This is a genomic window from Bradyrhizobium sp. USDA 376 (genome assembly GCF_054063675.1).
Map to the genome: position 1 here is coordinate 6,076,702 of NZ_JBSSGN010000001.1, position 26,704 is coordinate 6,103,405.

General features: G+C 63.5%; 30 protein-coding genes. 18 read left to right on the forward strand and 12 right to left on the reverse strand.

Annotated elements, in window-relative coordinates:
- The first annotated feature begins 27 nt into the window (after positions 1 to 27).
- Positions 28 to 846, forward strand: coding sequence for a pyridoxal kinase (gene pdxY / locus ACVJ19_RS28180; RefSeq protein ID WP_453952453.1), 819 nt, complete (start codon positions 28 to 30; stop codon positions 844 to 846).
- 4 nt (positions 847 to 850) lie between these two features.
- On the opposite strand, the gene ACVJ19_RS28185 is transcribed toward pdxY, so the two are convergent.
- Entirely contained in the window at positions 851 to 2,146 is a 1,296-nt protein-coding gene (locus tag ACVJ19_RS28185) for a hypothetical protein (protein ID WP_453952454.1), read from the reverse strand.
- Positions 2,147 to 2,402: 256 nt separating this feature from the next.
- On the opposite strand from ACVJ19_RS28185, the gene ACVJ19_RS28190 reads away from it, so the two are divergent.
- From ACVJ19_RS28190 to ACVJ19_RS28200, 3 genes are all read left to right on the forward strand, one after another.
- Entirely contained in the window at positions 2,403 to 2,606 is a 204-nt protein-coding gene (locus ACVJ19_RS28190) for a hypothetical protein (RefSeq protein WP_453952455.1), read from the forward strand.
- A 150-nt stretch (positions 2,607 to 2,756) separates the two neighbouring features.
- A complete protein-coding gene (locus tag ACVJ19_RS28195; protein WP_453952456.1) occupies positions 2,757 to 3,005 on the forward strand; it encodes a hypothetical protein in 249 nt (82 codons plus the stop codon).
- Positions 3,006 to 3,314: 309 nt separating this feature from the next.
- Positions 3,315 to 3,461, forward strand: coding sequence for a hypothetical protein (locus tag ACVJ19_RS28200; protein ID WP_453952457.1), 147 nt, complete (start codon positions 3,315 to 3,317; stop codon positions 3,459 to 3,461).
- Positions 3,462 to 3,465: 4 nt separating this feature from the next.
- Here ACVJ19_RS28200 and ACVJ19_RS28205 read toward each other — a convergent pair whose 3' ends face one another.
- Positions 3,466 to 4,026: a bifunctional transcriptional activator/DNA repair enzyme AdaA gene (locus ACVJ19_RS28205; protein ID WP_453952458.1), complete on the reverse strand. Its 561-nt coding sequence runs from the start codon at positions 4,024 to 4,026 to the stop codon at positions 3,466 to 3,468.
- A gap of 128 nt (positions 4,027 to 4,154) precedes the next feature.
- Between ACVJ19_RS28205 and ACVJ19_RS28210 the strand changes: the two genes are divergently transcribed.
- Entirely contained in the window at positions 4,155 to 4,571 is a 417-nt protein-coding gene (locus tag ACVJ19_RS28210) for a nuclear transport factor 2 family protein (RefSeq protein ID WP_453952459.1), read from the forward strand.
- A 65-nt stretch (positions 4,572 to 4,636) separates the two neighbouring features.
- Positions 4,637 to 5,557, forward strand: a complete 921-nt coding sequence (locus tag ACVJ19_RS28215) for a DMT family transporter (RefSeq protein WP_453952460.1) — start codon at positions 4,637 to 4,639, stop codon at positions 5,555 to 5,557.
- Between the two features lie 234 nt (positions 5,558 to 5,791).
- On the opposite strand, the gene ACVJ19_RS28220 is transcribed toward ACVJ19_RS28215, so the two are convergent.
- Together ACVJ19_RS28220 and ACVJ19_RS28225 are read right to left on the reverse strand one after the other, a co-directional pair.
- Entirely contained in the window at positions 5,792 to 6,142 is a 351-nt protein-coding gene (locus tag ACVJ19_RS28220) for a zinc ribbon domain-containing protein YjdM (RefSeq protein WP_453952461.1), read from the reverse strand.
- Positions 6,143 to 6,252: 110 nt separating this feature from the next.
- Positions 6,253 to 6,426, reverse strand: a complete 174-nt coding sequence (locus tag ACVJ19_RS28225) for a hypothetical protein (RefSeq protein WP_018644642.1) — start codon at positions 6,424 to 6,426, stop codon at positions 6,253 to 6,255.
- 300 nt (positions 6,427 to 6,726) lie between these two features.
- Between ACVJ19_RS28225 and ACVJ19_RS28230 the strand changes: the two genes are divergently transcribed.
- From ACVJ19_RS28230 to ACVJ19_RS28245, 4 genes are all read left to right on the forward strand, one after another.
- Positions 6,727 to 7,383 carry a cell envelope biogenesis protein TolA gene (locus ACVJ19_RS28230; RefSeq protein WP_453952462.1) on the forward strand — a complete coding sequence of 219 codons (657 nt, stop codon included), beginning with the start codon at positions 6,727 to 6,729 and terminating at the stop codon, positions 7,381 to 7,383.
- A gap of 342 nt (positions 7,384 to 7,725) precedes the next feature.
- Positions 7,726 to 8,313 (forward strand): hypothetical protein, encoded by a 588-nt coding sequence (locus tag ACVJ19_RS28235; RefSeq protein ID WP_453952463.1) that lies wholly within the window; start codon positions 7,726 to 7,728, stop codon positions 8,311 to 8,313.
- 16 nt (positions 8,314 to 8,329) lie between these two features.
- A complete protein-coding gene (locus ACVJ19_RS28240) occupies positions 8,330 to 8,818 on the forward strand; it encodes a hypothetical protein (RefSeq protein WP_453952464.1) in 489 nt (162 codons plus the stop codon).
- A gap of 320 nt (positions 8,819 to 9,138) precedes the next feature.
- Positions 9,139 to 9,420, forward strand: a complete 282-nt coding sequence (locus ACVJ19_RS28245) for a hypothetical protein (protein ID WP_453952465.1) — start codon at positions 9,139 to 9,141, stop codon at positions 9,418 to 9,420.
- 230 nt (positions 9,421 to 9,650) lie between these two features.
- Here the strand turns inward: ACVJ19_RS28245 and ACVJ19_RS28250 are convergent, their stop codons facing one another.
- The gene (locus tag ACVJ19_RS28250) at positions 9,651 to 10,901 is read right to left on the reverse strand and encodes an IS110 family RNA-guided transposase (RefSeq protein ID WP_453948482.1); all 1,251 of its coding nucleotides are present in this window, start codon (positions 10,899 to 10,901) and stop codon (positions 9,651 to 9,653) included.
- A 609-nt stretch (positions 10,902 to 11,510) separates the two neighbouring features.
- Here ACVJ19_RS28250 and ACVJ19_RS28255 point away from each other — a divergent pair.
- Positions 11,511 to 12,017 carry a hypothetical protein gene (locus ACVJ19_RS28255; RefSeq protein WP_453952466.1) on the forward strand — a complete coding sequence of 169 codons (507 nt, stop codon included), beginning with the start codon at positions 11,511 to 11,513 and terminating at the stop codon, positions 12,015 to 12,017.
- Between the two features lie 185 nt (positions 12,018 to 12,202).
- Here ACVJ19_RS28255 and ACVJ19_RS28260 read toward each other — a convergent pair whose 3' ends face one another.
- A complete protein-coding gene (locus ACVJ19_RS28260) occupies positions 12,203 to 13,234 on the reverse strand; it encodes a hypothetical protein (RefSeq protein WP_453952467.1) in 1,032 nt (343 codons plus the stop codon).
- A 319-nt stretch (positions 13,235 to 13,553) separates the two neighbouring features.
- Between ACVJ19_RS28260 and ACVJ19_RS28265 the strand changes: the two genes are divergently transcribed.
- The 3 genes from ACVJ19_RS28265 to ACVJ19_RS28275 all read left to right on the forward strand — a co-directional run bounded on the left by ACVJ19_RS28265 (position 13,554) and on the right by ACVJ19_RS28275 (position 14,543).
- A complete protein-coding gene (locus ACVJ19_RS28265; RefSeq protein WP_453952468.1) occupies positions 13,554 to 13,766 on the forward strand; it encodes a hypothetical protein in 213 nt (70 codons plus the stop codon).
- A gap of 18 nt (positions 13,767 to 13,784) precedes the next feature.
- On the forward strand, positions 13,785 to 14,081 hold the full coding sequence (locus ACVJ19_RS28270) for a cytosolic protein (RefSeq protein WP_100234502.1): 297 nt from the start codon (positions 13,785 to 13,787) through the stop codon (positions 14,079 to 14,081).
- Positions 14,082 to 14,246: 165 nt separating this feature from the next.
- A complete protein-coding gene (locus ACVJ19_RS28275; protein ID WP_453952470.1) occupies positions 14,247 to 14,543 on the forward strand; it encodes a hypothetical protein in 297 nt (98 codons plus the stop codon).
- A 117-nt stretch (positions 14,544 to 14,660) separates the two neighbouring features.
- Here the strand turns inward: ACVJ19_RS28275 and ACVJ19_RS28280 are convergent, their stop codons facing one another.
- Together ACVJ19_RS28280 and ACVJ19_RS28285 are read right to left on the reverse strand one after the other, a co-directional pair.
- The gene (locus tag ACVJ19_RS28280; protein WP_453952471.1) at positions 14,661 to 15,371 is read right to left on the reverse strand and encodes a phasin family protein; all 711 of its coding nucleotides are present in this window, start codon (positions 15,369 to 15,371) and stop codon (positions 14,661 to 14,663) included.
- 73 nt (positions 15,372 to 15,444) lie between these two features.
- The gene (locus tag ACVJ19_RS28285) at positions 15,445 to 16,239 is read right to left on the reverse strand and encodes a lytic transglycosylase domain-containing protein (RefSeq protein ID WP_453952472.1); all 795 of its coding nucleotides are present in this window, start codon (positions 16,237 to 16,239) and stop codon (positions 15,445 to 15,447) included.
- 59 nt (positions 16,240 to 16,298) lie between these two features.
- Here ACVJ19_RS28285 and ACVJ19_RS28290 point away from each other — a divergent pair, with 59 nt between their 5' ends.
- From ACVJ19_RS28290 to ACVJ19_RS28300, 3 genes are all read left to right on the forward strand, one after another.
- Positions 16,299 to 16,700 (forward strand): hypothetical protein, encoded by a 402-nt coding sequence (locus tag ACVJ19_RS28290; RefSeq protein ID WP_453952474.1) that lies wholly within the window; start codon positions 16,299 to 16,301, stop codon positions 16,698 to 16,700.
- Complete coding sequence (locus ACVJ19_RS28295) at positions 16,624 to 17,331, forward strand: nucleotidyl transferase AbiEii/AbiGii toxin family protein (protein ID WP_453952476.1); 708 nt, start codon at positions 16,624 to 16,626, stop codon at positions 17,329 to 17,331. Before ACVJ19_RS28290 ends, ACVJ19_RS28295 begins: the two co-directional genes overlap by 77 nt.
- Positions 17,332 to 17,618: 287 nt before the next feature.
- Positions 17,619 to 17,882, forward strand: coding sequence for a hypothetical protein (locus tag ACVJ19_RS28300; RefSeq protein ID WP_453952477.1), 264 nt, complete (start codon positions 17,619 to 17,621; stop codon positions 17,880 to 17,882).
- Positions 17,883 to 17,940: 58 nt separating this feature from the next.
- On the opposite strand, the gene ACVJ19_RS28305 is transcribed toward ACVJ19_RS28300, so the two are convergent.
- Complete coding sequence (locus ACVJ19_RS28305; protein WP_453955227.1) at positions 17,941 to 18,135, reverse strand: DUF2442 domain-containing protein; 195 nt, start codon at positions 18,133 to 18,135, stop codon at positions 17,941 to 17,943.
- 254 nt (positions 18,136 to 18,389) lie between these two features.
- Complete coding sequence (locus tag ACVJ19_RS28310; protein ID WP_453952478.1) at positions 18,390 to 22,154, reverse strand: vitamin B12-dependent ribonucleotide reductase; 3,765 nt, start codon at positions 22,152 to 22,154, stop codon at positions 18,390 to 18,392.
- A gap of 764 nt (positions 22,155 to 22,918) precedes the next feature.
- On the opposite strand from ACVJ19_RS28310, the gene ACVJ19_RS28315 reads away from it, so the two are divergent.
- Positions 22,919 to 23,815, forward strand: coding sequence for a DMT family transporter (locus tag ACVJ19_RS28315; RefSeq protein WP_453952479.1), 897 nt, complete (start codon positions 22,919 to 22,921; stop codon positions 23,813 to 23,815).
- Between the two features lie 17 nt (positions 23,816 to 23,832).
- Here ACVJ19_RS28315 and ACVJ19_RS28320 read toward each other — a convergent pair whose 3' ends face one another.
- Entirely contained in the window at positions 23,833 to 25,629 is a 1,797-nt protein-coding gene (locus tag ACVJ19_RS28320; protein WP_453952480.1) for an adenylate/guanylate cyclase domain-containing protein, read from the reverse strand.
- An 8-nt stretch (positions 25,630 to 25,637) separates the two neighbouring features.
- A complete protein-coding gene (locus ACVJ19_RS28325; protein ID WP_453952481.1) occupies positions 25,638 to 26,609 on the reverse strand; it encodes an ABC transporter substrate-binding protein in 972 nt (323 codons plus the stop codon).
- Positions 26,610 to 26,704 lie beyond the last annotated feature (95 nt).

Here is a 26,704-nt window from a genome sequence, read left to right on the forward strand (position 1 = left end):
AACGCGATTGACCTTACGGACCTCCGCATGCTCGTCATCTCGATTCAAAGCCAGGTGGTCCACGGCCATGTCGGCAACAGCGCGGCCGCCTATGCCATGCAGGCGGAAGGCGTGAACGTCGCGGCGGTGCCGACCACGCTACTGTCGAACCATCCGCGCTATCCGAGCCTGCGTGGGCGGGTGCTGGAGACCGAGCTCGTCGCCGATCTCCTGAAGGGTGTCGAGGAGCGCGATCTCGTCGACGAGGCCGCGGTGCTGGTCACCGGCTATCTCGGCTCGCCCGGCAATGCGGCTGCCGTCGCTGATTTCGTCGAGCGCGCCCTGATCCGCAATTCCAGGCTCATCTATCTCTGCGATCCCGTGATCGGGGACGATGGCCGCGTCTATGTCGCCGACGGCATCCTGGATGTGGTGCGGCATCGGCTGCTGCCGGCCGCGAACCTGACGACGCCAAACCAGTTCGAGCTCGAACTGCTTGCTGGCCTTGCGATCGCGGATACGCAGGGCCTGCGCGCGGCGTGCGCGGCGCTCGCGGGCGAGGGCCGCATCGACGTCGTTGCGACCGGCTGCACGCTCACGGACACGCCCGACGGGCAGGTGGAGACGATCCTTTGCGCGGACGGCCAGCTGTCGCGCTTTGCGACGCCGCGACTGCCGATCCGCCCGTATGGCACCGGCGATCTGCTCACCGGCCTGATCGCGGCGCATCTGGCCAAGGGCAAGGCGATGGAGGCCGCGGTACGGCTCGCGGTCGAGACCATCTTTGCCGTGCTGGTGCGCACGCAGGAGGCCGGAACGGCCGAGATGCGGCTGGTGCCGCTGCCGTCGGTGGGACGCAAGCCGTAACGGCTCAGGTCGCGCGCTTGCCGGCCGATTGCGCCGATTTCTGCGGCTTGGCCGGGCCCTTCTGCTCGCGCGCGGCCTGCGCCTTCGGCAGCTTGGCATGCGCCACGGCCCGCGCCTTCTTCGGCCTGGCGCTGGCGACGTCCTTGCGGTCCGCCGTGCCGCGCTTCGAGATATATTCGGCGCCGTCGATGGGGCCGACATGCGGCGGATCGCGGCCGAGATAGGGCCGGCCGATGCCGTACGCCTTGCCGTTGGCGTCGACCCATTTCCACAACACTTCAGTCGAGACCCAGCGCTGCGCACGGTTGTTGCCCTGGGTGCTGACGATGTCGGCCGCCATGCCGTGGCCATAGCCGCCGCGCGTGCTGCCGCCGTGATAGGAGCGGTCGGAGGCGGCCTTCAGGCCGCTCGCGATCGACTGGCGATAATCGTCGCGGAATGCGCTGGTGATGCCCGGCGACAGACCGGCGGCCTCGGCGGCGAGCAACGTGCGGAACAGCTTTCGCTTAAAACTCTTGTCCATGCCGCCGATGACGTAGTCCATCATCGACATTTTCGCGTGCTCGGCCGCCTTCGGATCCTTCCAGCCGAAATCCTCGTCGACCAGCTTCGTGAAGCTGCGCATCACGGTCACCATCTTGCCTTTGCGCTTGACGGTGACGGCGCGGCGCTCCTGCACCTTGATCGAGTCCTCCTTGGGCGTGCGCTGGTAGAGCGCCCAGAGATAGCGATCGATACAGGCTTCGATGACGAAACATTCGTCGAGCACGGCGATGGTGTCGGCAGGTGGTGACGCCTTGCTCGCTGCGGGCGCCGGCCCGGTCGCGAGAGAAGCGGGCGAGAGCGCGTCCGTGGCCACGATCTCGGCGGGATCGGCGGATGCAAGCTTGACCGGCTCCTGCGCCGGCGCGGCCTCGCTGGCGGCGGGCGCCGGTTCGGGCAGAATTTGCGGTGCTGGCGGCTCGGCCGGGAGGATCAGCGCCGGATCGGCGGCAGCGAGCTTGATGGCGGGAGCGGGCACCTCGGGCGCCGCTGCCTCGGTGACCGCCGGAATAGGTGTTGCGGCAGCAGCGGCTGCGATGTCGGCCGTCAACGCAATGCCATCCTCGATCGTCGCAGCGCGCGGAACGTCGGCGAGATCGAGACGGCTGAGGTCTTTGGCACGCGAGATTGCGGCCACGTTGGCGCCGCTGTTCTCGATCAGGGCAGGGGCATAGGCGGACAGAGAGAGCGCCAGCCAGCCGGCCATGACGGCCGAGGGGCACGCGACTGCCACTAGAAGAGACCGCCGATCATTCATGATCCCTGCCTCCAAACGGTTCTGCCCGAACCAGTCTTGTCGGAACAGTCTTGCAAAGAAAGGCACGCAGCACGTCGATTGTTCGGGGGACGGTGTGGCGGCGCAATGGCGTAAATTGGCGAAAACGGGCTTTTTGTAGGAAGTGTGGCCTCGGGGCCACGCGCGGGTTCCATTGGGTTCCACGAGCCGGACTTCGATAAATACGAATCGGAGGACTCGGGGGCAACTTTCCCAAAGTGCAGCGCGTTGGTCGGCCATGACGCATTCCTCGCTTCGTCCCATGGACGCCTTCGATCCCACCGAGCCCGCCATCCTGCACGATCGTATCTCCGGCAGGATCATCACCTGGACCGCCGATCAGGCCGACGATTACCGGCGGGCCAGCCGTCTCCGCGGCGATGGGACCGTGGCCTGGAAGACCTATGTCTTCGACGGCTGGGGCGACGTCCTCGGCGGCTGAACCCGCCGAATCAGGGAATCCGTCCAAGACGTTGGGCGCGTTAAACATATTGCCATGCGTGGGACGCGATATTGCGTTGCAGCAGTGCATATCGCAATGCAGCAAATCAGGCTTAGATGTGCTCCGAAACTTCCTTCTGGAGCATCACCAATGAACAAGAAGACTTTGTCGATCGCAGCCGCCGTCCTCGCCATCGCGGGCTCGACTGCCACCTTCGCCGCCGAGCTGCCGGCCTATGAGGCCAATGGCATTCCGGCTTCGCCCCTGCAGGTCCGCGTGCTCGGTGCCAACAAGGTCGAGCAACAGGTGTCGGCGCCCGCCGCCAGCGTCACGGCGCTCCAGACCAGCGTCCTGGCGCCGCGCAAGGTGAAGACCGCGACCGTGGGCTCGGCCCGCTAAGCTTCCGCGACAGGCACGGTGCGCGCATCGTGCCTGCCGCAAGATTCGGGTTTTAAGAAGGCCTCGTGTCTCGTTGAAACCGCGTTCCCTTGGGAGCGCGGTTTTTCTTTGCGTCCGCGAATAGCGCTTCTTCATCACGCGTGCGCGGATCGAGAATCCGAATTGAAAAAGAAGCGCGCGATGCCGCCGTTGTGTACGGCCGTTCAAGACGCGTGTGATCTTCTTAATAGTTGTTTCGCAGATCGCGGCGCCTGATGTGCGCGCCGCATATCGAGCGGCCAATTTCTGGAATCATACTGGAGGTCGTTCATGCCCGTTGCGCAAAGAGCCGTTGTTGCCCCGACGTCGACGCGTGAATTCATTCTCAGGCAGCTTGCACTGTTTGCGGCCGCCGCGCTGTTCGTGTTCGTGCTGAGCCTGACCTACGGCCTCGATCTCAGCCCCGGCTTGTTCTGATGGGCTACGCGCGTCGCGCGCGCAAGCGCGACGGCGAGCGGCCGTAGAGCTCGGCGAAGGCGGCGTTGAAACGGCGCAGGCTGCCGAAACCCGACTGGAACGCGATCTCCGTCATGGTGTGATCGCCGGCATCGAGCAGGCGTTTTGCGCGCTGGACGCGCAGCGTCTTGGCAAGCTGCTGGGGCGTGGCGCCGACATGCCGCTCGAACAGCCGCGCCAGATGACGCGAGGAGATGCCGAGCCGCGTCGCGAGCGTCACCACCGAACATTCGTCGAGCGCGCCGTCGTTGATGAGCTTCACCGCGCGCGCCACGGTCGAGCGCGTGCCGTTCCAGGCCGGGCAGAACGGCGCGGTTTCGGGACGGCAGCGCAGGCAAGGCCGGAAGCCCGCGGCCTCCGCCGCCGCAGCCGTCGGATAATAAACGACGTTGCGCGCCAGCGGCTGCTTGGCGGGACACACGGGACGGCAATAGATGCCCGTGGTCTTCACCGCCGTGAAGAAACGGCCGTCATAATCGGGATCGCGGCGCAGGCGCGCAGCGTTGCAGATATCGAAGCTCAGCATGGCCGGATCATAGCGCAGACCTGCGCACGCGGAAGAGGCGCGGGATGACCGAGTCCGATTGTGGCGAGCCGCAATTCGCATCGCGGCCTAGAAGCAGCTCTCATCTCAACGCAGCCGGAGAGCCCGCCGTGACCACCCCGAAGGACGTCGTACTGAAAGCCTGGAAGACCTTTTCGTCGCGCGATGCCGAACGCATCGCCGCGCTGTTCACCGACGATGCCGAATGGATCGCGCCCAAGGGCAACGCCACCGCGGTCGCGCTCGATCACACCGACCACATGGTCGGCGCGCGGCAGATCGCGCGCTTCATCGCGCAGGAGATGCACAAGCTGTTTTCGGAGGTCGATATCGCCTTTCGCGGCGCTTATGCCGACGGCGACGTCGTGATCGTGGAGGAGCGGATGCGCGCGATGCTCCCCGGCGGCAAGCCATATGAGAACGACTACTGCTTCGTGTTCACAGTGGCGGGCGAGCGGATCCGTGAGGTGCGCGAATACATGGACACGCGCAAGGGATGGCGGATGGTGTTCGGGGAGGGGGCGTGAGTTGCGCGCCAGCCCTGCGGCGGCATGGGTTGAGCCGATGCCTTCACTGACATAAGGCTTGATCCATGGATCAGCGGACGAGCGGCGCTGACGCTCCCATTCAGAACAGCGATGCGGCACCGGCGCTTCTTGGCGTGGTCTGCGGCCTGTCGGCGGCGCTGTTCTGGGCGCTGGGCTTTGCCGGCACGCGGCATGGGCTGAAGGTCGGCTTCACGCCGGTCGATCTGCTCGTGCATCGCTATGTCTGGTCGGGCATCGCATTCCTGCCCTTGGTGTTGCGCGCCGGCATCTCCGATCTCTGCGGCATCGGCTGGGGCAGGGGCCTTGCGCTGATGGTGCTCGGCGGCCCCGTGATGTCGCTGATCTCCTACACCGGCTTCCTGTTCGTGCCGCTCGGCCATGGCAGCGTGATCCAGCCCTCCTGCGCCACGCTCGGCGGCCTCCTGCTCGCAGCATTGGTCCTGAAGGAGAGAATCTCCGCCTCGCGGCTCGCAGGCGCCATCATTATCGTCGCCGGTCTCGGCGTCATCGGCGCGGAATCGATCGGCCACATCGGCGCCGAGGGCGTGCAGGGCGATCTGATCTTCGTGCTGACCGGATTGATGTTCGCCGGCTTCGGCGCAGCGTTGCGGCACTGGCGCGTCTCGGCCGTGTCGGCTGCGCTCGTCATCAACGTGCTGTCGCTGCTGCTGCTGCCGCTCTACATCGCCGTCGTTGGCCTCGCGCACGTTGCGGCGATCGGCGCGTGGGAGAACGCGATCCAGGCGCTGGCGCAGGGCGTGCTTGCGGGTCCGGCCGCGCTCTATCTGTTCGCGGTCTCAGTGCAGCGCCTCGGCGTTGCCCGCGCCGCGGTGTTTCCGGCCTGCGTGCCGGCGCTGACGCTGCTGACCGGCTGGCTCCTGCTCGGCGAGCCGCCGACGCTGTTGCAGACGGCCGGCCTCATGACGGTGCTGTGCGGATTCTATCTGGGGCAGCGGCAGCGCTAGGCCCCCGGAAAACGGGAAGGCCGCCCCGGGGGGCGGCCATTCAAGTCTCAAAGCTGTGATGCAATCTAACGCGTCGTCGAAATGCCAGCCCCGGGTTGATAAAATAGCTACGCGCTACAAAGGCCTGCCCGGCAGGAGGCAGATTACACATTTTTCCCGATTGGATAAGGGGAATTGTATGTTCCAAGGAAGGAACCGGCGTTAGCGTTACCGCGCGGGACCGCCGGCGCGTGCTTACGCCTTCCGCACGAACTCCGACTTCAGGTTCATCGCGCCGATGCCGTCGATCTTGCAGGCGATGTTGTGTCCGTCGCTGGCGTCCTGGAGGCGGATGTTGCGCACCTTGGTGCCGCCCTTCACGACCGAGGAGGAGCCCTTGATCTTGAGATCCTTGATCACGATGACGCTGTCACCGTCGTTAAGCATATTGCCGTTGGCATCGCGCACGCCTGCCTCCGGCGTCGTGTCCGCAGCCGCATCCGCCGCACCGCTCCACTCGTGGCCGCACTCCGGGCAGACCCAGAGGTCGCGGTCCTGGTAGGCGTGCTCGGAGCTGCACGCGGGGCATTTCATCGTGTCGGTCATATCTGTCTCATTCAAAGCTTCGTTCGCGGCGCGACCGTAGGGGCGGGAACCGGGAAAGCAAGGGAAAGCTTAAGGACGGCGCGGCCCGGTCCTCGCCTGCCGGTGCGATATCACCGGAACAGCGCCACGAAGATCACGTAGAGCCAGCCCAGGATGCCGTGGATGATCGCCCACAGGATCGAATGGTTGTTGGTGTAGGAGATCGCGATGGCGAGCGCCGAGCCGAAGCCCACGCCGTATTTCGCGCCCTCGACGCGGACGCCGTAATAGCGATTGCCGTTCATGGTGATCCTTCCTGCGGATTGCGATGACGCGTTGATTGGTGGGTAGCAAAAGAAACGTCGAAAACAACCCCATGCACAGTAGAAATCGTCAGGGATTTCAGAGTTCTGCGATACCGAACATCGCGTGACCCGTCGGGCAAGGCCGAGCCATGGGAGGAATGGCGCAAGGACGAGACTTGCGCCCTGTCGCTTGGACCGATTTCGGCGATACCGAACAGCATTTGACCCGTCGGGCAAAACAGGGGCATGATGGCATTGTGGCACTGGCGACGGCCGGGGGCTGATGCGTCGCGGGGCGACATGCCGAAACAACTCAAGAGACAACTGAAGACCTACCAGACCTCGCTCGGCTTCTACGACCAGGCGGTCGCGGCCCCCTCGATGAAGGCGGCGCTCGAGGCCTGGGGCGCCAGCTCCAATCTGTTCCATCAGGGCGTTGCCCGGGAGAGCGACGATCCCGACATCGTCGCCGCGACCTTGGCCAAGCCGGGCGTCGTGCTCAGGCGTCCGGTCGGATCGGACCGTCCGTTCACCGAGAGTGCGGAGCTGCCGACCGATCTCGCCGACGCCGAGAGCAAGCCCAAACGCAAGCCCAGGCCGAGCAAGCGCGCCGCCAAGACGGCACACAAACCGTCCCGCAAGGTCGACGATCAAGACGCGCGAAAGGCCGCCGCGGCGTTCGAGAAGGAAGAGCGGCAGCGCGAAGCCGAGCGCCGCAAGGAGGAGGCCGCCCGTGCCAAAGAGCGCGCGCGCCGCGATAAGGCGGTCGCCGCGGCCGAGGCGGCGCTGGACGAGGCGAGGCGGGAGCACGCGGCGCGCACCGAGGAGATCGAAGCCGAGCGCGCCGCTCTTGACGAACGCGCCGAGGCCGAAGAGACCCGCTGGGGCAAGCAAAGGACGAAGCTGGCTGAGGCGTTGCGTCGGGCGCGCTCATCCGGGTCAAGCGTGCTGCCATAACCGTCAAAAAGTGCATCGGTACGACGCCCCCCGGACCCCAATGGCTTCTTGGTGACGGCCAGAGCAAGCGCCTCGTCCTTCGAGACGACCGCTCCGCGGTCTCCTCAGGATGAGGCTAAGCAGCATTGGCCCGGTTGAAATTGCCGCCGCGCGCTCCGCCCTCATCCTGAGGGCCCGCCATCGGCGGGCGTCTCGAAGGATGGGCTGCGGGGCGAGCTATCCGCCACGCATCTTCATATGCGATAGTCCTGCCCCGGTCCTCAGTACATTTCCCGATGGCGGCAAGCCATCGGTCGGGACACGTTGGCACGGAAAACGTGACGATGGCTTGCAATGGATGCCATGGCCATGCCGACCGGCCGCATCGAGCTGAAGCTTCGGAAGGTGTCGCAGCTCTTCAACACGCTGGATCCGTCGCCCTTCAGGGAAAGTGAGCTTGCGCTCGAAGCCGAAGACTACATCGTGGGCCGTGCGCAGGAATTACCGATCGATGCGTCCATCGCGATCGTCATTCATCTGCCGTCAGACGAACTTTCGAAACCGTCCGCAAGCGACATCGTCATCGCGGTGAAGGATCATTTCGACCTCAGAAGCCAGGCCATGACCCGGGAGATGCGGGAGCTGTTTAGGACCGGACGGCTCTCGCTTGCGGTTGGCCTTTCCATCCTGTCGTTTTGCCTGGTGCTCGGCTGGCTCGTGTCGCGAAAGCTGGACGCGAGTCCCGTTTCCCGGATCCTGCAGGAGAGCTTCCTGATATTCGGCTGGGTTGCGATCTGGAAGCCGTCCGACATCTTTCTTTACGCCTGGCCCCCGATTGCCCGCCGCAGGGCGCTTTTCCGCCGGCTCGCGGCTGCCGATGTCGTGCTCGATAGCGACGTCCCCTGGCTTTCCCATTCGTCGAAGGAGGAAAAGGATGTCGAGGCCATGTAAATTCGAGTCCAGCATCTTGAACCACGAAGAACAGCAGATCGTTCTGACGTCCCACCATCCCGCGATCGGAGACGTCGATCGCGCGGCATTGGAGACATTGCGCAACCTCCTGCGTGACCTTCGCGACAAGGAACGAACGCTCGGGCACCGCCAACGACGCGTCGCGAAAGGTTCGGCCGATCCCGGTGGCCGCCGCACGCCGGGGGCGGGGGCAAGCACGTTCCGGCGCAAGGAGGTTTTTGTTGCCGCCCTCAAGCGCGTCAACAAGGAGCTGAGACGACTCCAGAACTTTGAAGCGAGGCGCGAACTTGGCGAAGCCGCCCGGCGGGCGCTGGCGCTGCGCCGGGCCAGGCAGTTCGCGCGCCCGGAAAATCATCCCACGTCACATGACGGCATGCGCGCACTGCCGAGCCGTCGTCGAACCGTCAAACTTCCTCCCTCGAAGATTGGGCGGGTTTCACAGGCCAACAAGCGGGCACAGGCGAGGCGAGACTCACGGCGCTGACCGGATGTCGCCGCCGCTGCGACGGGGAAGGGCTATCGCAGATGGCTTCTTGGTGACGGCCAGAGCAAGCGCCTCGCCCTTCGAGACGACCGCTTCCAGCGGTCTCTTCAGGATGAGGCTAAGCAGCATTGGCCCCGTTGAATTGCTGCCGCGCACTCCGCCCTCATCCTGAGGGCCCGCCATCGGCGGGCGTCTCGAAGGATGCGCTATGGACGAGCTATCCACCACTCTTCTTCATATGCGATAGCTGCAACGGGGAAGCGAAATTCGCTTGCCTTGCCTTGAGTCCTTTTGCACTCTGCCGGCAAGGAGACCAACGCATGACAAAAATGACGCTCGCCTGTGCGCTCGGAACGGCCCTGGTGCTGTGCAGCCAGGGGATATCAGGTGCGGAAGCCCGGACGCGGAAGGCCGTCGTCGTTCGTGCACCACAGGAGAGGCTCATCGTCACGGCGCCGGTGCTGAGGCCGACGCCGTGGGATTACAACGTCGTTCCGCGCTATCGCTATCGCCCGGAAGACGACCGCGTCGATCCCTACGGCCCGCCGCTGGTGCCGTCCTATATTCGCTATGAAGCGTGGCGCTGGCCGTATTGGTGGTAATGATCGACGCTTCGCAGGGTGGGCAAAGGTCCGTAGGACCTCCTACCCGTGGTCAAGAGGTAGACGTCCTTGATGGGCGAGCATAGCGCCGTGCTCGCCGCCGTCCAGGACGCTTCGCGCCGGCGTTGCCGGTGCCGACGGCCTCCTGGACAGCGTCTGCGCGCGGCGCTGTGGCGATCGGCAGGTCGGGACGAAGGAATGGTCACACCGGCCGAACAAAGGAATGAGGCTCAGGCTTTAGTGGAGGTCCTTGCGCTATAGTCCGCCTCGTATGGGGTGTGTCGCTTGAGCGTCGTGCACAAGGCAAAGAGCAAGCGATCCCCTACAGTGCGCAGAGCACGCGCGTGGCCATGTCCTCGCTGTCGCAAGGCATCATAGCGTCGCCTGCTGGCCTCATCGTGTTGGATGGCGACCCGCGACCAGTGATGGACGGCGCTCTGTAGCCGCCTGTTGCAGGCGAGGCGACGGATCACGAAGCGTTGCTTGCCGCTTTGCCGCGTCACCGGCGCGGCCCCTGCCAAGGCGCGCAGAGCATGATAATCTCGCCTGCGCAGAGGCTCTGCGGCCTCGGCGAGCAGCGTGGCGAGATGGATCCTGCCGATTCCTGGCCAGGAGCGAAGGATCGTCACGTCGCACTGCTCCGAGCTCTGCCCCGAGGCCTTCTCCTCGCCTTCGATTGCGACGCACAGACGGTCCAGGTTCTGATGCGCCTCCTTGATCTGCTGATTGACCAGGTGCAGTCGTGCCGCCAAGCTGCGGATGTGTGCGCAGGCGGCCTCGGTGGTGCCGGGTGCCACGAACAGCGGGGCCTCGCGTAAAGTTTCGAGCACCCCCGCCGCATCAAGGCGGCGGATGCGATGGGCTTTCAGAACGCGTGCAATTGCCTTCTCGCTGGCCTTGGCCGCACGGGCCGGCGTCGGCACCATCTGCCAAAGCGCCAGGAACCATTCGTCAGCGACATCGTCGGTCAGCTTGGTGGCCTGCGGATAATATCGCCACAACTGCTTGCGCAGCCGGTTGGCAAGACGTGTGCGCTCCTGCTGCAGTTCGTCGGCCAAGCGCGACCACTCGCGCAGCTCGATCATCGTGGGATCGTCGACCACAAGCCGACGGAACGCCGCGCGATCCGTGCGGAGCGAAGCTCCGAGCACATGGGCATCGCGGCGGTCATCCTTGGCACCAGCCACCGTGAAGCGATCACGGAAGCGGTCAAGCTGCTTGGGATTGATCGCGAACACCGCAAACCCGTGTTCGAGCAACACCTCCACCACCGGGCCGTGCGGCATCTCGATCGCCACGGCGATCTGCCCCGGTGCGGCGTTGGTCTTCTGCAGCAGCCAGTCGCGCAACTCCGTCAGGCCCGCACCCTCATGGGCGAACTCGCAGTGAGCAACCTGTCTTCCTTCGGTATCCAGCAGGCAAACGCTATGGCTCTGCGTTGCCCAATCGATCCCGACGAACCAGCGTACATCTTCGAGCATTGTTGGGACCTCCTTGCTCTCAAAAAGCGGGCCACCGCGATCCTGATCGATCCCTGTACTGGCGCTCTCGGCGCGAACCTCCTACTGGATCTCGACCGCGGCCGCTCTGCCGGGGCGCGGCTCCTACGTCGGTGTTCAAGACACAGGTGGGCAAGGCTGCTCCCGGCGGATCGGCCCGTGTTCCAGTCTACACCTTCGACTGGATGCGAACCCCAAAAGGGTACAGGGTGGGTTAGCAAAGCAACTGCGCGAAGCGCAGCTCGCGCAGCGTAACCCACCGCTTCTGCCTCCGCGGAAATCAAAGAGGTGGGTTACGCCAGCGGACTGCGCTTCGCGCCGCCGCAGGCTAACCCACCCTACGGCACTACGCCCCCTTGCTAGTCCCCGTCCTCCGCCGCAAGCCGCAAAAGCTGCCGCTGCATCGCGTTGAAGCCCGCGACGAGGGGAGGTTGCGCGACGATGCATCCATCATCGCTGCGTGCGGCGTCAGCGATCGGGAAAAAATGGCAAAGCTGCGACTGTCAAGAATACATCGGTGTAGAATGCCACTTACCCCCGTAATAAACCAATACGGTTTGGGGTTCTGGGTGCGTATTGGGAGGATCAATCATGGCAAGTGTCGAACAATTGCGCAGACGGGAAGGCGTGAACCTGGTCCAGCTCGAGGCGGACATTGCGTCGGTACGCCCGGGAAGCTCTCTCACGTCCATTGCTTTGCCTGATTACGTCGAGCACACCGCAGGCGTCACGCGCGTCGGCGCGCTCAGTGCAGAGGCGGTCATTCGCGACTATGAGTCCGCTGCAAAAGAGATCGAGGCCATGGGCACCGAGTTGATCGACGCCGCGCAAAAATGCGAGGCGCTGACGGCCCAGGTCCATGATGCGATCGCCTTCATGCGGGAAACGGCGGCGGGGTATCGTGAAGAGGGACGGAAGATCTTCAAGCGCATCGAAGAATGCGCGCTGTTCACCGAGGACGTCCGCAAGACATGCGAACATGTCAAACGCAGAATGGCGGAAGTCTCGGTCGGCCCGTCTTCCGATGAGGAGCTTGCACCGGAAGACTCCGAGCTGCCCGGGATCGCCGCCAAGGTGTCGATGAGCGAAGTACCGTGAGGGGGGCGTAACTCCGTAGGGTGGGTTAGCTCCGCGACTGCGCGAAGCGCAGCTCGCGCAGCGTAACCCACCACGTCTGCCTCCGCGGAAATCAAAAGAGGTGGGTTACGCCAGCGGACTGCGCTTTGCGCCGCCGCAGGCTAACCCACCCTACGGCACTTCACATCCAATCGCGCCTTTCGGGCTCACCAATCCGGATCGCCGTAGTAAGGATCGGCCATATAGCGCGGCGGCATCCAGGGGCCTCGCGGCGGCGGCCTGGGCCGCCGGGGTGCGGCCGCTGGGACGTGCGGCCGGGCCTGCGCGGCCGCTTCGTTGTTCACACTGCGCACGACGGGCTTTGCGGCGGCAGGCGCGGATGAAGTGGTCAGTTGCGTTTGCAGCGCCTGGACCTGCGCAGCGAGGCGCGCATTGTCCGCCGCATCCTTCTCCTGTGCCGCCTTGAGCTGCTGAATGGTGTCGGCTTGCTCACGCAGGGTCTGCTCGTTGCGGCTTTTCAGCTGCTCGAGCTTCCCGTTCATGCTCGCAAGCTCGCTCGTGATGGCCTTGAGCGATTGCGCGAGATCGGACGATGACGCCTCAGGCGCTGTGGCGCCGGGCTTCGGGACGCTTTCCGCATCCTTGGCGACCGGCGGCGCGGGCACCGGGCTCGGCTCATCCGCAGCAGCCAGTCGCATTGCCCGCGGCTGCACTGGGCTTTCCACCGCGGACGCCTGCGGAGGCGTGCTCGCGGCCGGCGGAGCCCATCGCGCCATGATCGACTTGCCGATCGACTTGGCCTCATCGCGATATTGCGAAGCGAAGGCGGCACCGAGAAGGCCGATCGCCAGCACGAGGCCGACCAAGGCGCGCATCATGGTCCGATCTCCCTTCAGGCCTTGATCGCGAAACTTGGCGTTCGGAATCTTGGCATTCGGAACCCTGGCATCCGGTGTCGGCACCTTGTTTCCGGAAGTGGCGGCTGCCGGCGCACCAAGGCTTGCGTGCGAGGCCCGCGGGCCTTCGCTGTCGCGTTCCATTCCGGAAACCAGCCGGTCCAGCCGCGCAAGGTCTTCCTCTGCACTCTTGATCCGGTCATAGGCCCGCGCCAGCTCGCCGTCGGCGCGCGGCTCGTCCGGCTTGGCGGCATCAGGCTTGGACGCATCAGGCTTGGACGCATCAGGCTTGGACGCATCAGGCTTGGCAGTATCAGGCTTGGGGTCGTTCGTCTCAGGCACCGAGCGCTCTCTATTCATTTTCGTGTCAACGGATGAGTGCGGCAGTCCGAGTTGTGAGAGGATAGTTTCCGCTGCCGTCGTGATCAAGACAGGGCGGTGCGGGAGAATTTATGGCGACCTCGGCACACGATGCGCGACACGGCGCGGTCGCGCGATCGCTTTAGATCTTCTGGCGCTGAAACAGCCGGGGGCTGCTTCCCCAGGCATCCCTGCGACGTGCTATGCTATCGCGGGAGGAACCGCAATGAGGCTCCCTACCACGATACTCGCCCTGCTTCTTTCAAGTCCGGCCGCCGCCCAGGAGTGCCAGACATGCTCAATGGCCGACGCCTGCATGAAGGAATACGCCAAGACGACGGCGGAGGCCCAACGGGTCACCAAGCAAGGCATCCGGGACTGGAAGCAGAATCTGGACAGAAAGGCCTCCGCGGAATTGTCCAGCAGAGGCATCCTCGCACTGCAAGACGCCATGGAGGCCCAGGTTCGGACGGAGCTGGAGCGCCTGAAGGAGTGCCTGGCGAAGATCAGGTAGGGTGCAAAGGAGGATCCGATGAAATCGCTTTTGCTGCTTACGGCGAGCGGTCCGCTGCTTGTTCTCACCTCGCATGAGTCCCTGAACGACCTGAAGCTTCTCGGGGTGCTCAGGCAAAAAGGTATCGGCAAGTTCGTCGCGTTCGAGGTTCCCTTGTCGCTCGCCAGGGAGCGCTACGGCGGGCACTTTCAGGCGGTCGAAAGCAACCTGCACGAGACCGATGATTTGAGAGTGCTCGACTTCAATGGCCAGCGGGTGTTTCAGCTCTTTCGTTTCGAAGAGCTCGGTTCACCGATCCTGATCGAACAGTCGTGATCGGTTTTGCCTTGCGGCATGATCTGTTTCGAAAAAACCCGTTCATGGCGTTGCGGTGGCGAAAGGGACCGGTCGAGCAGCGCTGTTCTCACCATGAACGTTCCCATGGAGGAACGGGCGCTGGCTCATTCCGTTTCCTTGAGGGGCTTGTCAGAGGAGGACAACATGAAAACGATGATCATCGCGCTCTCTGCTGCCGTTGTCATGGCGACAGCACCAGCCGTGTTTGCTCAGGGCGTATCGAGCAAGACGCCAGGTCAGGAGATGCAGCAAATGGGTTCCAAGAAAGGCGAGCCGGGCGCTTCCAGCTACGCTCCTGGACATAAGAAGAAGCATCACGCGAAGGCCTCGAAGAAGACCAGCCCCGGCGCGTCGAGCTACGCTCCAGGACAAACCACAGGTCAAACCACCGGCGCGAGCACGAGGCCGACCACCGGCGGCTCGAGCAAGTCAGGGTACTGAACTCCAGGCGGTCCTTAAGTCCGGGGACTGACGGGACACAACGGCCGGTCGGACGCAGGATGGGTTGAGCCTCTCGAGAAACCCATCACGTCAAATGGTGGGTAGGGCTTCCGGTCGTTAGTGACGAGTGGCGCGGATTTCGAGCGTCGTCTGGGTGAGCTTGGCCACGAACCCCTCAAGATGCATGACCCTTTGTCTGGTCATTTGTTCATGCAGCTCGGCGATCTTCTGGGATTCGGCGACAAAGGAGTCGCACGCCTGTTTCGCGTACTCCATCTGAAGCTCAAAGGCCTCGACGGGTGAGCGCGCCGTCGCGAGCTTTCCCAGGAAGGTCCAGGCGTGCTCAAGCGACGTCTTGATGTAGCCGCTATAGGCATCGGCAATCGCCTGCGTGCCGGCCAGGGAGGGTTCCACCGGTGCGACGGGCGCGCTGGCAGCGATCTCCATCCCGGACGGCAAGGCTGCGGGCGAGGGTATCTGCGCACTGATCTGTGGGCTCGTCTCTACCTCTTGCTCGGTATCTTGCTTGTTCTCTTGCCTGTTCTCTTGCCGTTTCTCTTGCTCGTTCTCTTGGCTGATCTCCGCCGAGGCATCCGGCAATGGATGCGCTGCAGTTGCGTGTTGCTCGCCGGCCCCGGTCCGTTGCCCGGCCTTCTTCTTCCCGCCGCGCCGGCCGGATTTTCCCGTTGGCTTATTTTCTATCCTACTCAACATTGCAAATGGCTCCTGAATATCGTGAAGCCGCGAGCCTCCGTCGCGTTTGCGCTGAAATCGCGATTGTGGGTTGTCGCTTGCGTGGCGGCCATGTGGTGAGATTTTGCCGGGCATCGGCAGGGCCGTAGGGTGGGTTACGCCAGCGGACCGCGCTTCGCGCGACCGCCAGCTAACCCACCCTACGGATCTACGGATCTTCCGCCGCCAGCCGCAGAAACTGCCGCTTCATCGCGTTGACCTTCCCGACATAGCCCGCGACGAGGTGATCGCCGCAGCGTTCCCCTACGATCATCTGAAACTTGCGGCGCGCGAAGGCTGTGGCGGGACCCGCGCCGCAGAGATGGATGAAGGCGGCCAGATCCTGCTTCTGCGGCCCGCTCGCCTTCACATCGCCCGCGAGGCCGAGAACCATGGCCACCTGGCGGTCCAGATACACCGACGTCAGTTCGATGGCGTGGCTCGGGATCGCGCGGATATAGAAGAAGGCAGATCCGCAGCCGGTCTCCGTGACCGCGTTGCCGCGGACACAGAACCGCGCGGCGTCACGGTAGGCCGGACCGGTCATCTGGAAGAGCCCGACGGCGCTGGAGGCAGGCCGGTAGATCGCCAGCGGATTAAGACTCCACCGCCAGCGCCAATAGGTGCGCGCCACCGGATTGCCAGAACTCTCCACCTGCGCCAGCGCGGCCAGCAATTCGGGGGTGATGGTGGTGGTGGAATAGGTGCGGAAGAGGGGGCCATAGTGGCGCCAAGTTTCGGCGGGCTCCTTGTCGAGGGAATTGCCGACGAAGAAGAACAGTTCTGTTGGCTTGCGGATGACGTGGTAGGCGAGGTTCAGGAAGGCGACGGCGGCGAGCAGGATCGCGGAGGCGCCTGCGATCCGGACCAGCTGCGGAGCTCGCGCGAACGTCTTGCGCACCCATCGAGCGCCCCGCCGGATGTTGCGAAGGCGAGGGAGGAGGGGCTTGCGCTTTCCTGGCATGGGTCTCGGGGGAAGTACGTCAAAAGACTCGTATTATCAATGGCCTGTCAGGCCTTTGCGTGATCCGGATTAACGATGAAGCGGTGGCGCCGGTTGAGGCTTTCCTCGAATGGCACCATATTGTGGGGATGTTGAAAGATGCGTTCGAGAACCTGACTGCAGCCGTGACGACGATCAACACGCCGATGCCTGACCGCATCGACGAAGGGACGCTGCTGGCATGTCTGAAGGGGGAGATCTCCGAGCGAAAATGGCGCGTGCACGTGCAGGCGTTGTTCGACGAGGTCGATGTATCAGTCATCCACAATCTCGTCGTTGATCATATCGTGACGTTCGACGAGTTATTGAAGGCAATCGAGGCCTGGCAGGTCACGGAGTCCGAGAATGAAAGATGGGTCAGGGAGATGGCTTCCCTCGAGGTGGGAAGATCTCCTGCAGAAGGCGCTGATCGCCCTCGATAGTCTGGAGGGGGGCGCCGGACCGTGGACGTTCGGCGGCGGCACCGCGCTGACGCAGATTCTGGGGCATCGGATCAGCTACGACGTCGATATCTTCCTGGATTCAAGCACAGACTTGAAGAACCTCGCGCCGAACATGAACCCGGTGACGAAGTCGCTTTGCGATAGTTGGCAATGGCCGGGCAAGTACCTGAAACTCGTCCTGCGCGACGTCGGTGAGATCGATTTCCTGAACGCCCCGTCGTACACCGCCAATCCGACATATGAATTGAGGTTTGGCGCGCGCTCCATTGCGGCGGAGCGGTCTGCGGAAATCGCGACCAAGAAACTGGTCTATCGCGCATCGACCTACACGGCCCGCGACGCCTTCGATCTTGCCGCGATCCACTTGCATGAGCGTTCAGCGCTGGGCGAGATCGCGCAATCTCCGGCCATCACCCATCATGTCGTGTCGGCCGCGCTGAACCGGTTGAATCTTGCGAAGGGTCAGTATCAAGCGGACATGAGGAGACTGATCAACGCGACTCCGCGGGGCGAGGAATTCATCGACGGAGCCTGCGAGATTGCGCTGGAGGCGCTTGTGGAGATTCGGGATCTGATTCCGAAAGATGGGACCGAGCCAAGCAGCTCGTAGGAAACCCATCACTCTTGTCGATGAGTTGGTGATGGGTATCGCTTCGCTCCACCCATCGAGTTCCACCCACGGGCTGCATTCGTCTGATAGCCGAGAATATTCTTCCGATTTGGCAGGGAGATTGAGCAGGCAGATCCGCGCCCGTGCGCGGCGGTGAAATGAATTGCTCGCTCTCGGCCGCTCAAGGTCGATCACGATGATGTTTTTATATGATTATCATCATCTCATTGACGGCACGGCGCGGGTGCATATTTGCGGCTTTGAACATGTCATCCAGGAGAATTGCCATGAAAACGAAGTCACTTATCATTGCGGCCGCTGTCGTGATCTCGCTGGCCGGTGCAACTGCAGGATTCGCTGCCGAGCTGCCAACCTATGAAGTGAACGGGCTGCCGATCTCGCCGGTTCAAGTCGGCGTGCTGGGAGGGGCGCATGTCCAGGAGCAACCGCAGGTCACGGCCATCGTTCTGCCTTCGCATCAGCTTAAAGTCCCGACACCGCGGCCGAAGCGGACAGCGGAGCGAAGTCGCGAAGGACGGGCAATGGATTGATGTTCCTGGTCTCCAGATCGACGGGTCTCGCCACCCATCGTATGGATTACGCCGCGTGTTAAGTTGACCCCGTGACGTCTCCACGTCCGGCGAGCAGGCCGGTGACCGAGATGTCCTCGTCCAGCGCTTCCCAATGCAGGCCGGCCCGGCTCAATTCGACTTGGTTACGCTGGCCTGGCGTTGCATGCAGCAGGCGCGGAAACCACGCAAGCGGCATGCCGAGTGTCCGGCCATCGGACAGTTCGACCCACATCGTGTGTTCGTCGAAGCGATCGCGGTTGTCCTCGACCACGCGCAGGATATTCGAAAGTTCCTGCGGATTGAAGCCATAACGGCGATCGATATGCCGGGCTCCGGCGATAGGTGGGCCGTCATTCGATTGAATATGTGGGACTCGATTTGTCCAGGTGTATTCGGCGACAAAAAGGGCGGCCTCTCGGCCGCCCTTCGTGGATGCCCGGGACAAGCCCGGGCATGACGATCGTTGCTACTCTGCTCTCTAATGCGTCACGAACACCCCGTCGTGCTGCCGCAAGTATCGCACTTCATGCACGTGCCATTCCGCACCAGCGTGAAGTTGCCGCACTCCGAGCACATCTCGCCTTCGTAGCCCTTGGCCTTGGCTTCGGCGCGGCGCTCGGCCTTGGTGGGGACGATGGTTTGCGCGGTGCCGGCCTTGCTCCACTGCAGCTGCTCGAGCTTCTCCGTGGGGGAGAGGTCGTGGCTCGTTTCCTGCTTCAGGGCGACGGCGCCTTCGATGGCATCGCTGGCCCGGGCCGACGTGCCGTGGGAGGCGAGGGCCGTGACCTTGCTGCCGCCGGTCGGAGCACTGTCGTTGCCTGGCGCGATCGCGGCGGAGCCGCCGCGCATCACGACGAGGTTGTCGGTGCGGGAGCGGGTGAGGCCGCGCGAGACCAGCTTGGTCGCGTGCTGGGTCTCGTCCGGCTCCTTGCCTTCCTCGACGCCCTTGCCGAGCGCGTCGAAGTTCGACTCGGTCGGATCGACATGGGCGAGATCGAAGCGCGACATGTAGCTCACCGCCAGCTCGCGGAAGACGTAGTCGAGGATCGAGGTCGCGTACTTGATGCTGTCGTTGCCCTGCACGGGGCCCGCCGGCTCGAAGCGGGTGAAGGTGAAGGCGTCGACATATTCATCGAGCGGCACGCCGTATTGCAGGCCCAGCGACACCGCGATCGCAAAATTGTTGATGAAGGAGCGGAGCGCTGCGCCTTCCTTGTGCATGTCGATGAAGATCTCGCCGAGACGGCCGTCGTCATACTCGCCGGTACGGAGATAGACTTTATGTCCGCCGACGACCGCCTTCTGGGTGTAGCCCTTGCGGCGATCCGGCATCTTCTCGCGCTCGCGCATCACGATGATGCGCTCGACCAGCTTCTCGACGATCTTCTCCGAGACCTGGGCGGCACGTGCGGCCATCGGCTTCTCGTAGAGCGTCTCGACCGCATCGTCCTCGTCCTCATCATCGCTGATGAGCTGCGAGTTGAGCGGCTGCGAGAGTTTTGAGCCGTCGCGATAGAGCGCGTTGGCTTTCAGGGCCAGTTTCCACGACAGCATGTAGGCGGACTTGCAGTCCTCCACCGTGGCGTCGTTCGGCATGTTGATGGTCTTGGAGATCGCACCCGAGATGAAGGGCTGGGCAGCTGCCATCATGCGGATGTGGCTCTCGACCGACAGGTAGCGCTTGCCGATCTTGCCGCAGGGGTTGGCGCAGTCGAACACCGGATAGTGCTCGGCCTTGAGGTGCGGGGCACCTTCCACCGTCATCGCGCCGCAGATGTGGACGTTGGCCGCCTCGATCTCGCGCTTGGTGAAGCCGACGGCCTGGAGCAGGTCGAAGCCCGGAGCCGCAATGGCTTCTGCGCCGATACCCAGCTGGTCGCGAATAAAATCTTCGCCAAAGGTCCACTTGTTGAAGGCGAACTTGATGTCGAAGGCGGTCGGCAGGGCCTTCTCGACCTTGGCGATGGCTTCATCGGTGAAGCCTTTGGCCTTCAGCGTCGAGGCGTTGATGCCGGGCGCGTTGGAGAGCGAGCCGTGGCCGACGGCGTAGGCCTCGATCTCCGCGATCTCGCTCTCGCGATAGCCGAGCGCGCGCAGCGCGGAGGGCACCGCACGGTTGATGATCTTGAAGTAGCCGCCGCCGGCGAGCTTCTTGAATTTTACCAGCGCGAAGTCGGGCTCGATGCCGGTGGTGTCGCAGTCCATGACGAGGCCGATCGTGCCGGTCGGCGCGATCACCGTGGTCTGGGCGTTGCGATAGCCGTGCTGCTCGCCGAGCTCGAGCGCCGCATCCCAGGCCGCCTTGGCATGGGTGACGATGTCGGCTTGCGGGCAGGAGGCGTGGTCGAGCGGCACCGGGTTGACGGAGAGCGCCTCGTAGCCGGAAGCCTCGCCATGGGCGGCGCGGCGGTGGTTGCGGATGACGCGCAGCATGTGCGCGGCGTTCTTCTTGTAGCCGGGGAAGGTGCCGAGCTCGGCCGCGATCTCCGCCGAGGTCTTGTAGGTGATGCCGGTCATCACAGCGGTCAGCGCGCCGCAGAGCGCGCGACCTTCCTTGGAGTCATAGGAGAGCCCCATGGTCATCAGGAGGCCGCCGATATTGGCGTAGCCGAGGCCAAGCGTGCGGAACTCGTAGGAGAGCTCGGCGATCGCGCGCGAGGGGAACTGCGCCATCATCACGGAGATTTCGAGCACGATGGTCCAGAGCTGGCAGAGGTGCTCGTAGCCGGCGACGTCGAACTGTTTTGTCGTCGTGTTGTAGAACGTGAGCAGGTTCGCGGACGCCAGGTTACAGGCCGTGTCGTCCAGGAACATGTATTCCGAGCACGGATTCGACGCGCGGATGTCGCCGGACGCCTTGCAGGTGTGCCAGTCGTTCATCGTGGTGTTGAAGTGCAGGCCCGGGTCGGCCGACGCCCAGGCGGCGTAACCAATTTTTTCCCAGAGGTCGCGCGCCTTCAGCGTCTTCGTCACCTTCTTGGAGGTGCGTGCGTTCAGGTTCCAGTCACCGTCGGTCTCGACGGCACGGAGGAAGTCGTCCTTCAGCGAGACCGAGTTGTTGGAGTTCTGGCCGGAGACCGTGAGGTAGGCTTCGCTATCCCAGTCGGTGTCGTAGGTGTCGAACTGGATGTCCTTGTAGCCCTGCTTCGCAAACTGGATGACGCGCTTGATGTAGTTGTCAGGCACGAGGCTGCGGCGCGCGAGCTTGATCTCGCGGCGGAGCGCTGGGTTCTTCTCGGGGTCGAAGCAATCGTCGCCCGAGCCTTCGCAGTTCACGCAGGCCTTCAGCACCGCCTTGAGGTGCTTCTGGTTGATCTTGGATCCGGTGACGAGGGCGGCAACCTTCTGCTCCTCCTTCACCTTCCAGTCGATATAGGTCTCGATGTCGGGGTGATCGACGTCGACGACGACCATCTTGGCGGCGCGGCGGGTGGTGCCGCCAGACTTGATCGCGCCCGCGGCGCGGTCGCCGATCTTGAGGAAGCTCATCAGGCCGGACGAGCGGCCGCCGCCGGAGAGCTTTTCGCCTTCACCGCGCAGACGCGAGAAGTTCGAGCCGGTGCCGGAGCCGTATTTGAACAGGCGGGCTTCGCGGACCCAGAGGTCCATGATGCCGCCCTCGTTGACGAGGTCGTCACCGACGCCCTGGATGAAGCAGGCGTGCGGCTGCGGGTGCTCGTAGGCCGACTTGGACTTGGTCAGCTTGCCGGTGAAGGGGTCGACGTAATAGTGGCCCTGGCCGGGGCCGTCGATGCCATAGGCCCAGTGCAGGCCGGTGTTGAACCATTGCGGCGAGTTCGGCGCGACCATCTGCATGGCGAGCATGTAGCGGAGCTCGTCGTAGAAGGCCTGGGCGTCCTGGTCATTGGTGAAATAGCCGCCCTTCCAGCCCCAATAGGTCCAGCAGCCGGCGAGGCGGTCGAACACCTGCTTGGCGCTGAGCTCGCTGACATAGCGCTCCTTCTCAGGCAGCGCGGCGAGCGCATCGGTGTCGGGCACGGAGCGCCACAGGAAGGAGGGGACGGATTCCTCCTCGACCTTCTTCAGGCGCGCGGCAACGCCGGCTTTCCGGAAATACTTCTGGGCGAGCACGTCGGAGGCGACCTGCGACCACTCGGTCGGCACCTCGACGTTCTCAAGCTTGAACACGACCGAGCCGTCGGGATTGCGAATCTCCGACGTGGTCAGGCGGAATTCGATTCCCGCGTAAGGTGACTGTCCCGTGGTGGTGTGGCGCCGCTCAATCCGCATGGTCTTGCCCCGTCCTTTTCTTTGACCGGTCCCGCCCCTCGTTGAGGGCGTGCCGGGTCGTCATTTCGCTTCGCGAGTCCTCCCGGCCGTTCGGCCTTAAGGCTTCGCAGTTCAGCCGGTGGATTCCGGCCCAGTTTCTCCCGACGCGATTCCTCGATGCGTGCATCGATCACCCGCCGGCATGTCCACGCCCATCCGCCCCAACGGGATGTGCGCGACATGCGTTCAACGCCCCACAACGTCACTTCTTCAACCGATGCCATTCGAGCCTTTTGCCGGCCCGTTCTGGCGCCCGAAAAGTCCCTTTCACAGGGCGACAAGCCCTTATTCCGCTGCCTTTGGCCGGCCGGCGGAGTGGTGATTTGCGAGACCCTTTGGGGGAGTGCCGGCGGGACGCAAACTCACTCGCGCCGAACGGACCGAAAGCTAGGACTCTCCGTTGCGCCCGTCAAGAACTAGTGCGAGTTCCTGAATCAAATACTAAATATGGTGGATTGCGGGGGATAACAGGGGGCAAGCCCGCACCTGTTGTTGAGCCAAGTATCAGTGAGTCCTCAGGGATTCCCAACCGAAAAAATTTCCATCCCGTGATGATCCGGACCTTCATCCCGCTGTTCACAGGGCAGGTATATTTTTGGACGATGGGATTGCGTCAGCAGGACTCACGTAGCCCTACGGAGGGTGAGGGCAGGCATGCCCGCCGAGGTGGTGGTCGGAGGTGCGAATCCGCGCCAAGCTGACCTCGATTTTGCCGGACTGCCCACATGCATGATTCGACTCGCCCGGTGCTGCGGCCACGCATCGCCCCGGCCGGCCTGATGTTCCTTGCGATCACCTCGATCGGCTGGGGTTTCAACTGGCCGGTGACGAAATTCCTGCTCGCTGAGCTGCCGCCGCTGACCCTGCGCGGGGTCACCGGCGTGCTCGGGGCCGTGCTGCTGGCAGCGCTGGCGCTCGTCCGCCGGCAGAGCCTGAAGGTGGAGCCTGCGATCTGGCCGCGCCTCCTCACCGCCGCCATGCTCAACGTCACCGGCTGGATGGTGCTGATGGGCCTGGCGCTGCTCTGGCTGCCGGCGAGCGAGGCGGCGCTGATCGCCTACACCATGCCGGTCTGGGCCTCGATCATCGCCTGGCCGGTGCTCGGCGAGCGGCCGACCGTGCTGCGCACCCTCGGGCTGGTGATGGCCTTTGCGGGCCTCGCCTCGATCATGGGCGGCAACGGCATTGCCGCCAGCGCGGAGAAGCTGCCGGGAATCATCATGGCGCTGGGCGGCGCGTTCGGCTTTGCCGTCGGCACGGTATTCTCGAAGAAGTACCCGATCCATCTGCCGCCGATCACGGCCGCGGCCTGGCAGATCGGGATCGGCTGCCTGCCGATCTCGATCATCGGCCTCCTGATCGAGACCACGCATCTGTCGCTGGTGACGCCGGTCGGCTGGTGGCTGCTGGTCTATTCCACCGTGGTGCAGTTCTGCATCGCCTATGTCAGCTGGTTCGCAGCGCTTTCGCGCCTGCCGGCCTCGGTCGCCGCGATCGGCACCATGGCGGTGCCGGTGATCGGCGTCGTCGCCTCCGCGCTTGCGCTCGGCGAGCCGCTCGGGGCAGGACAGATCGCCGGGCTGGTGTTCACGCTGGCGGCGGTGGTGCTGGCGACGCGCTAGCCCTGAACGCCGGTGTATCAACCAGGCTGAGGCTCTTTCTCTCGCCGGCGTAGCCCTGAGCCCGACGGTTTCAAGGGCAAGTCAGCAGGTGCGACAGCAAAGACTTCGAGTGCCTGGTCGTAGCCTTTGATGCTCCGCTGTCCGAGCGATGCCAACGGAATGCTGTCCCGCACCCTGCCAGCGATGGTCGGATCAGCCAGGATCTGTGCGTCCTTCGCGAGATCGCAGAGCCGCGACGCCAGGTTCACGACGGCTCCCATCGCCGTGTAGTCCAGCCGACCGTTATAACCAACCGTCCCTACCGTTGCCGGCCCCATGGCAACGCCCACACCAAAGCCGATCGCGTGGCCGGCGTCGCACCACTTGCTGGCGATGGACTGCACCGTCATTTGCAGGTCGATCGCGAGGCGGACCGCTTGAGTTGCCGGCTGTTCACATGCGACCGGGGCATTGACGAGGAGCATGACTCCGTCGCCATCGAAGCCGATGAGAGTTGCCTCATGACGAGTCGTAACGGCGCCAACGGCCTCATAGTACTCGCGCATGACGGCCATGATGACATCAGGTTCATTGCGCGTGGAGAACGCCGTGAAGCCGCGCAAGTCGCCAAAGATGACGGCGACTTCGCGTCGCTGCGCTTCGAGCAATTCATGGGAATGCTCGATCAATTCGGCGACTTGTGACGGCAAGAACTGCTTCAGCCGTTCGATCCGCGCAGATTTTTGCTGCGAGATCGCCAGTTCAGAAGCCATTTCATTGAAGCGCAACGCCAGTTGCTGCAACTCGTCACCACTGAAGATCTTGATGCGATGTTCAAATTGTCCGGTTCTGATCCGCTCCACGCCCTCTTCCAGTTGCTTGATCGGGCCAGACATTCTGTGCGCGCGCCAATAGGCGAGCGCCAGCGCGATGAGAACACCAAAGGCAATGAGAATTGCGGAGCGCCACAACGCCGCGCGAATTGATGCAAAGGCTTCCAGGACCGGCTGCATCGCAATCACCGTCCATCCCACGTCGGCGGCATGAACGGATAGCGCCACCACCGGCTTGCCTCGGTCCCCGGTTATCACCGCCGCTTCGCTCGCCGCGCCAACGAGATGCTTGATCCGGCCGAAACTGCCCGAACTGGCGCGGCCGCGCAGAACCAGGCTGATGTCGGGATGGGCGATCAGGTGACCGGAGTCATCGATAACGATGGCGTAGCCGGTCTCGCCAATTCTAATAGCTGCGATGACGTCCCAGATCAGCTTCAGATTGACTTCGGCGATCGCAATCCCGGCAGCCGGCAGGCTGCCGGCAACCGCCATCCTCATGTAGGGCTCTGAATCTCGCTGGTACTGAACCGGTCCGTACCAGACCTTGTTGGCCCGTGCGCCCAGAACAGCGGGGTCCGCAGACATGTCAATACCGCGCCCAGTCCTGTTCAGATGCAGGCGGGAAACAAAGACCCGTTCGGTGCCGGTCTCGTCCAGAAGCGAAACCGAAACGATCGCAGGCACCTGCTGGAGGAGGCGCAAGGCGTCGATCTTATGTTGCGCATCTTCAGCAGACCAGGGAAACTGCACCATCCAACCCAGCTGATCTCGGATGCCGTCGGTGAACGCCTCGATTCTGTCCGACGCCGCGCGAGCATCGGCTTGCAGCACCGCGCTGATCTGGCGACGCTGGTCCCGGTAACCGAAAGATGCCTCGACGGCCGCGCCGAGTATCAGAGGCACGACCGCGGCGACAAACAGCGTCGCGAAGTACTTGCAAAACAGCGAGCGACGCGGGGGCATCGCACACGAAGAGGACTGCGGAGCACCGTCCGTCATGACTGCCCTCAGGAGATCACCTTGCTGGCGCGAAACAGGATCGATGACACATCGAGGTCAATACCCAGACGCTTGGCTGTCTTCAGATTGACTGCCAGTTCAAACTTCTCGGGGCGCATTACCGGAAGATCGGATGGATTTTCACCGCGCAGGATGCGATCGGCATAAGTGGCAAGCCGATAATAGGTCGTGCGCTGGTTTGCGCCGTAACTTAAGAGACCTCCAGCGTCACAATATTCAGACCAGCCAAACATCGAAGGCAGCCGGTGCTCGATTGCAAACTCCGCAATCTTCGCACGATGCACCAATGTCACAACATCGGGAAATACAAGCAGAGCATCGGCGCCCACTTTGCCGGCAGCCGTCAGCGCATTCTCAATTTCGCGGGCGCCACAGAACGGAACGTAGGCTGCCTCAATGCCCAGATTCCGGCATGACTCCACAGTCGCACGCCATTCCAGCGGCTCTCCCGGATGATCCGTGTTCGAGAAGACCGCCAGTTTCTGGAGCTTTGGATAAATGTCCCTGAGAAGCTCAACGCGCTTTCCTGCCAGCTCGAGCGACAGGAACGTGCTGCCGGTGAAATTGGTGCCGGGGTGAGCAAGGCTCTTCACCACACCCAAAGCGACGGGGTCACCGCTCAATGCAAACAGCACGGGGATGTCGGTGACCGCAGTCATGACGCGCGTCGCCGGACCGCTCGAGACGACAAGGTCGATATCGCCCCGGTGCAACTCGGAGACAATCTTGCGCAATGCCTGCGGATCTCCAGGGGCATAGTGCGTCTCGAAGGTCACGGTCTTGCCCTCGACGTATCCCAGCGCGTGCATTCCCTCGCGAAAGCCGTCCAGGAAGGGATCCGGTTGGGATCCGGTGGAGACCCAGAAGATCCGATGCAGCTTGGCTCCGTCCTGTGCCCGTGCGATCGCAGGCCAGACCAGCCCCGCACCAACCAATAAGATGAACTCTCGTCTTCTCATGCGAGCACCTGTCGAAGCTGCGCCGTCAATTGCGGCCGCAGACCGAGACCCTAGCTGTGCATTTGGTGACTGCGCTCGACATCGCGCTCCGCCAG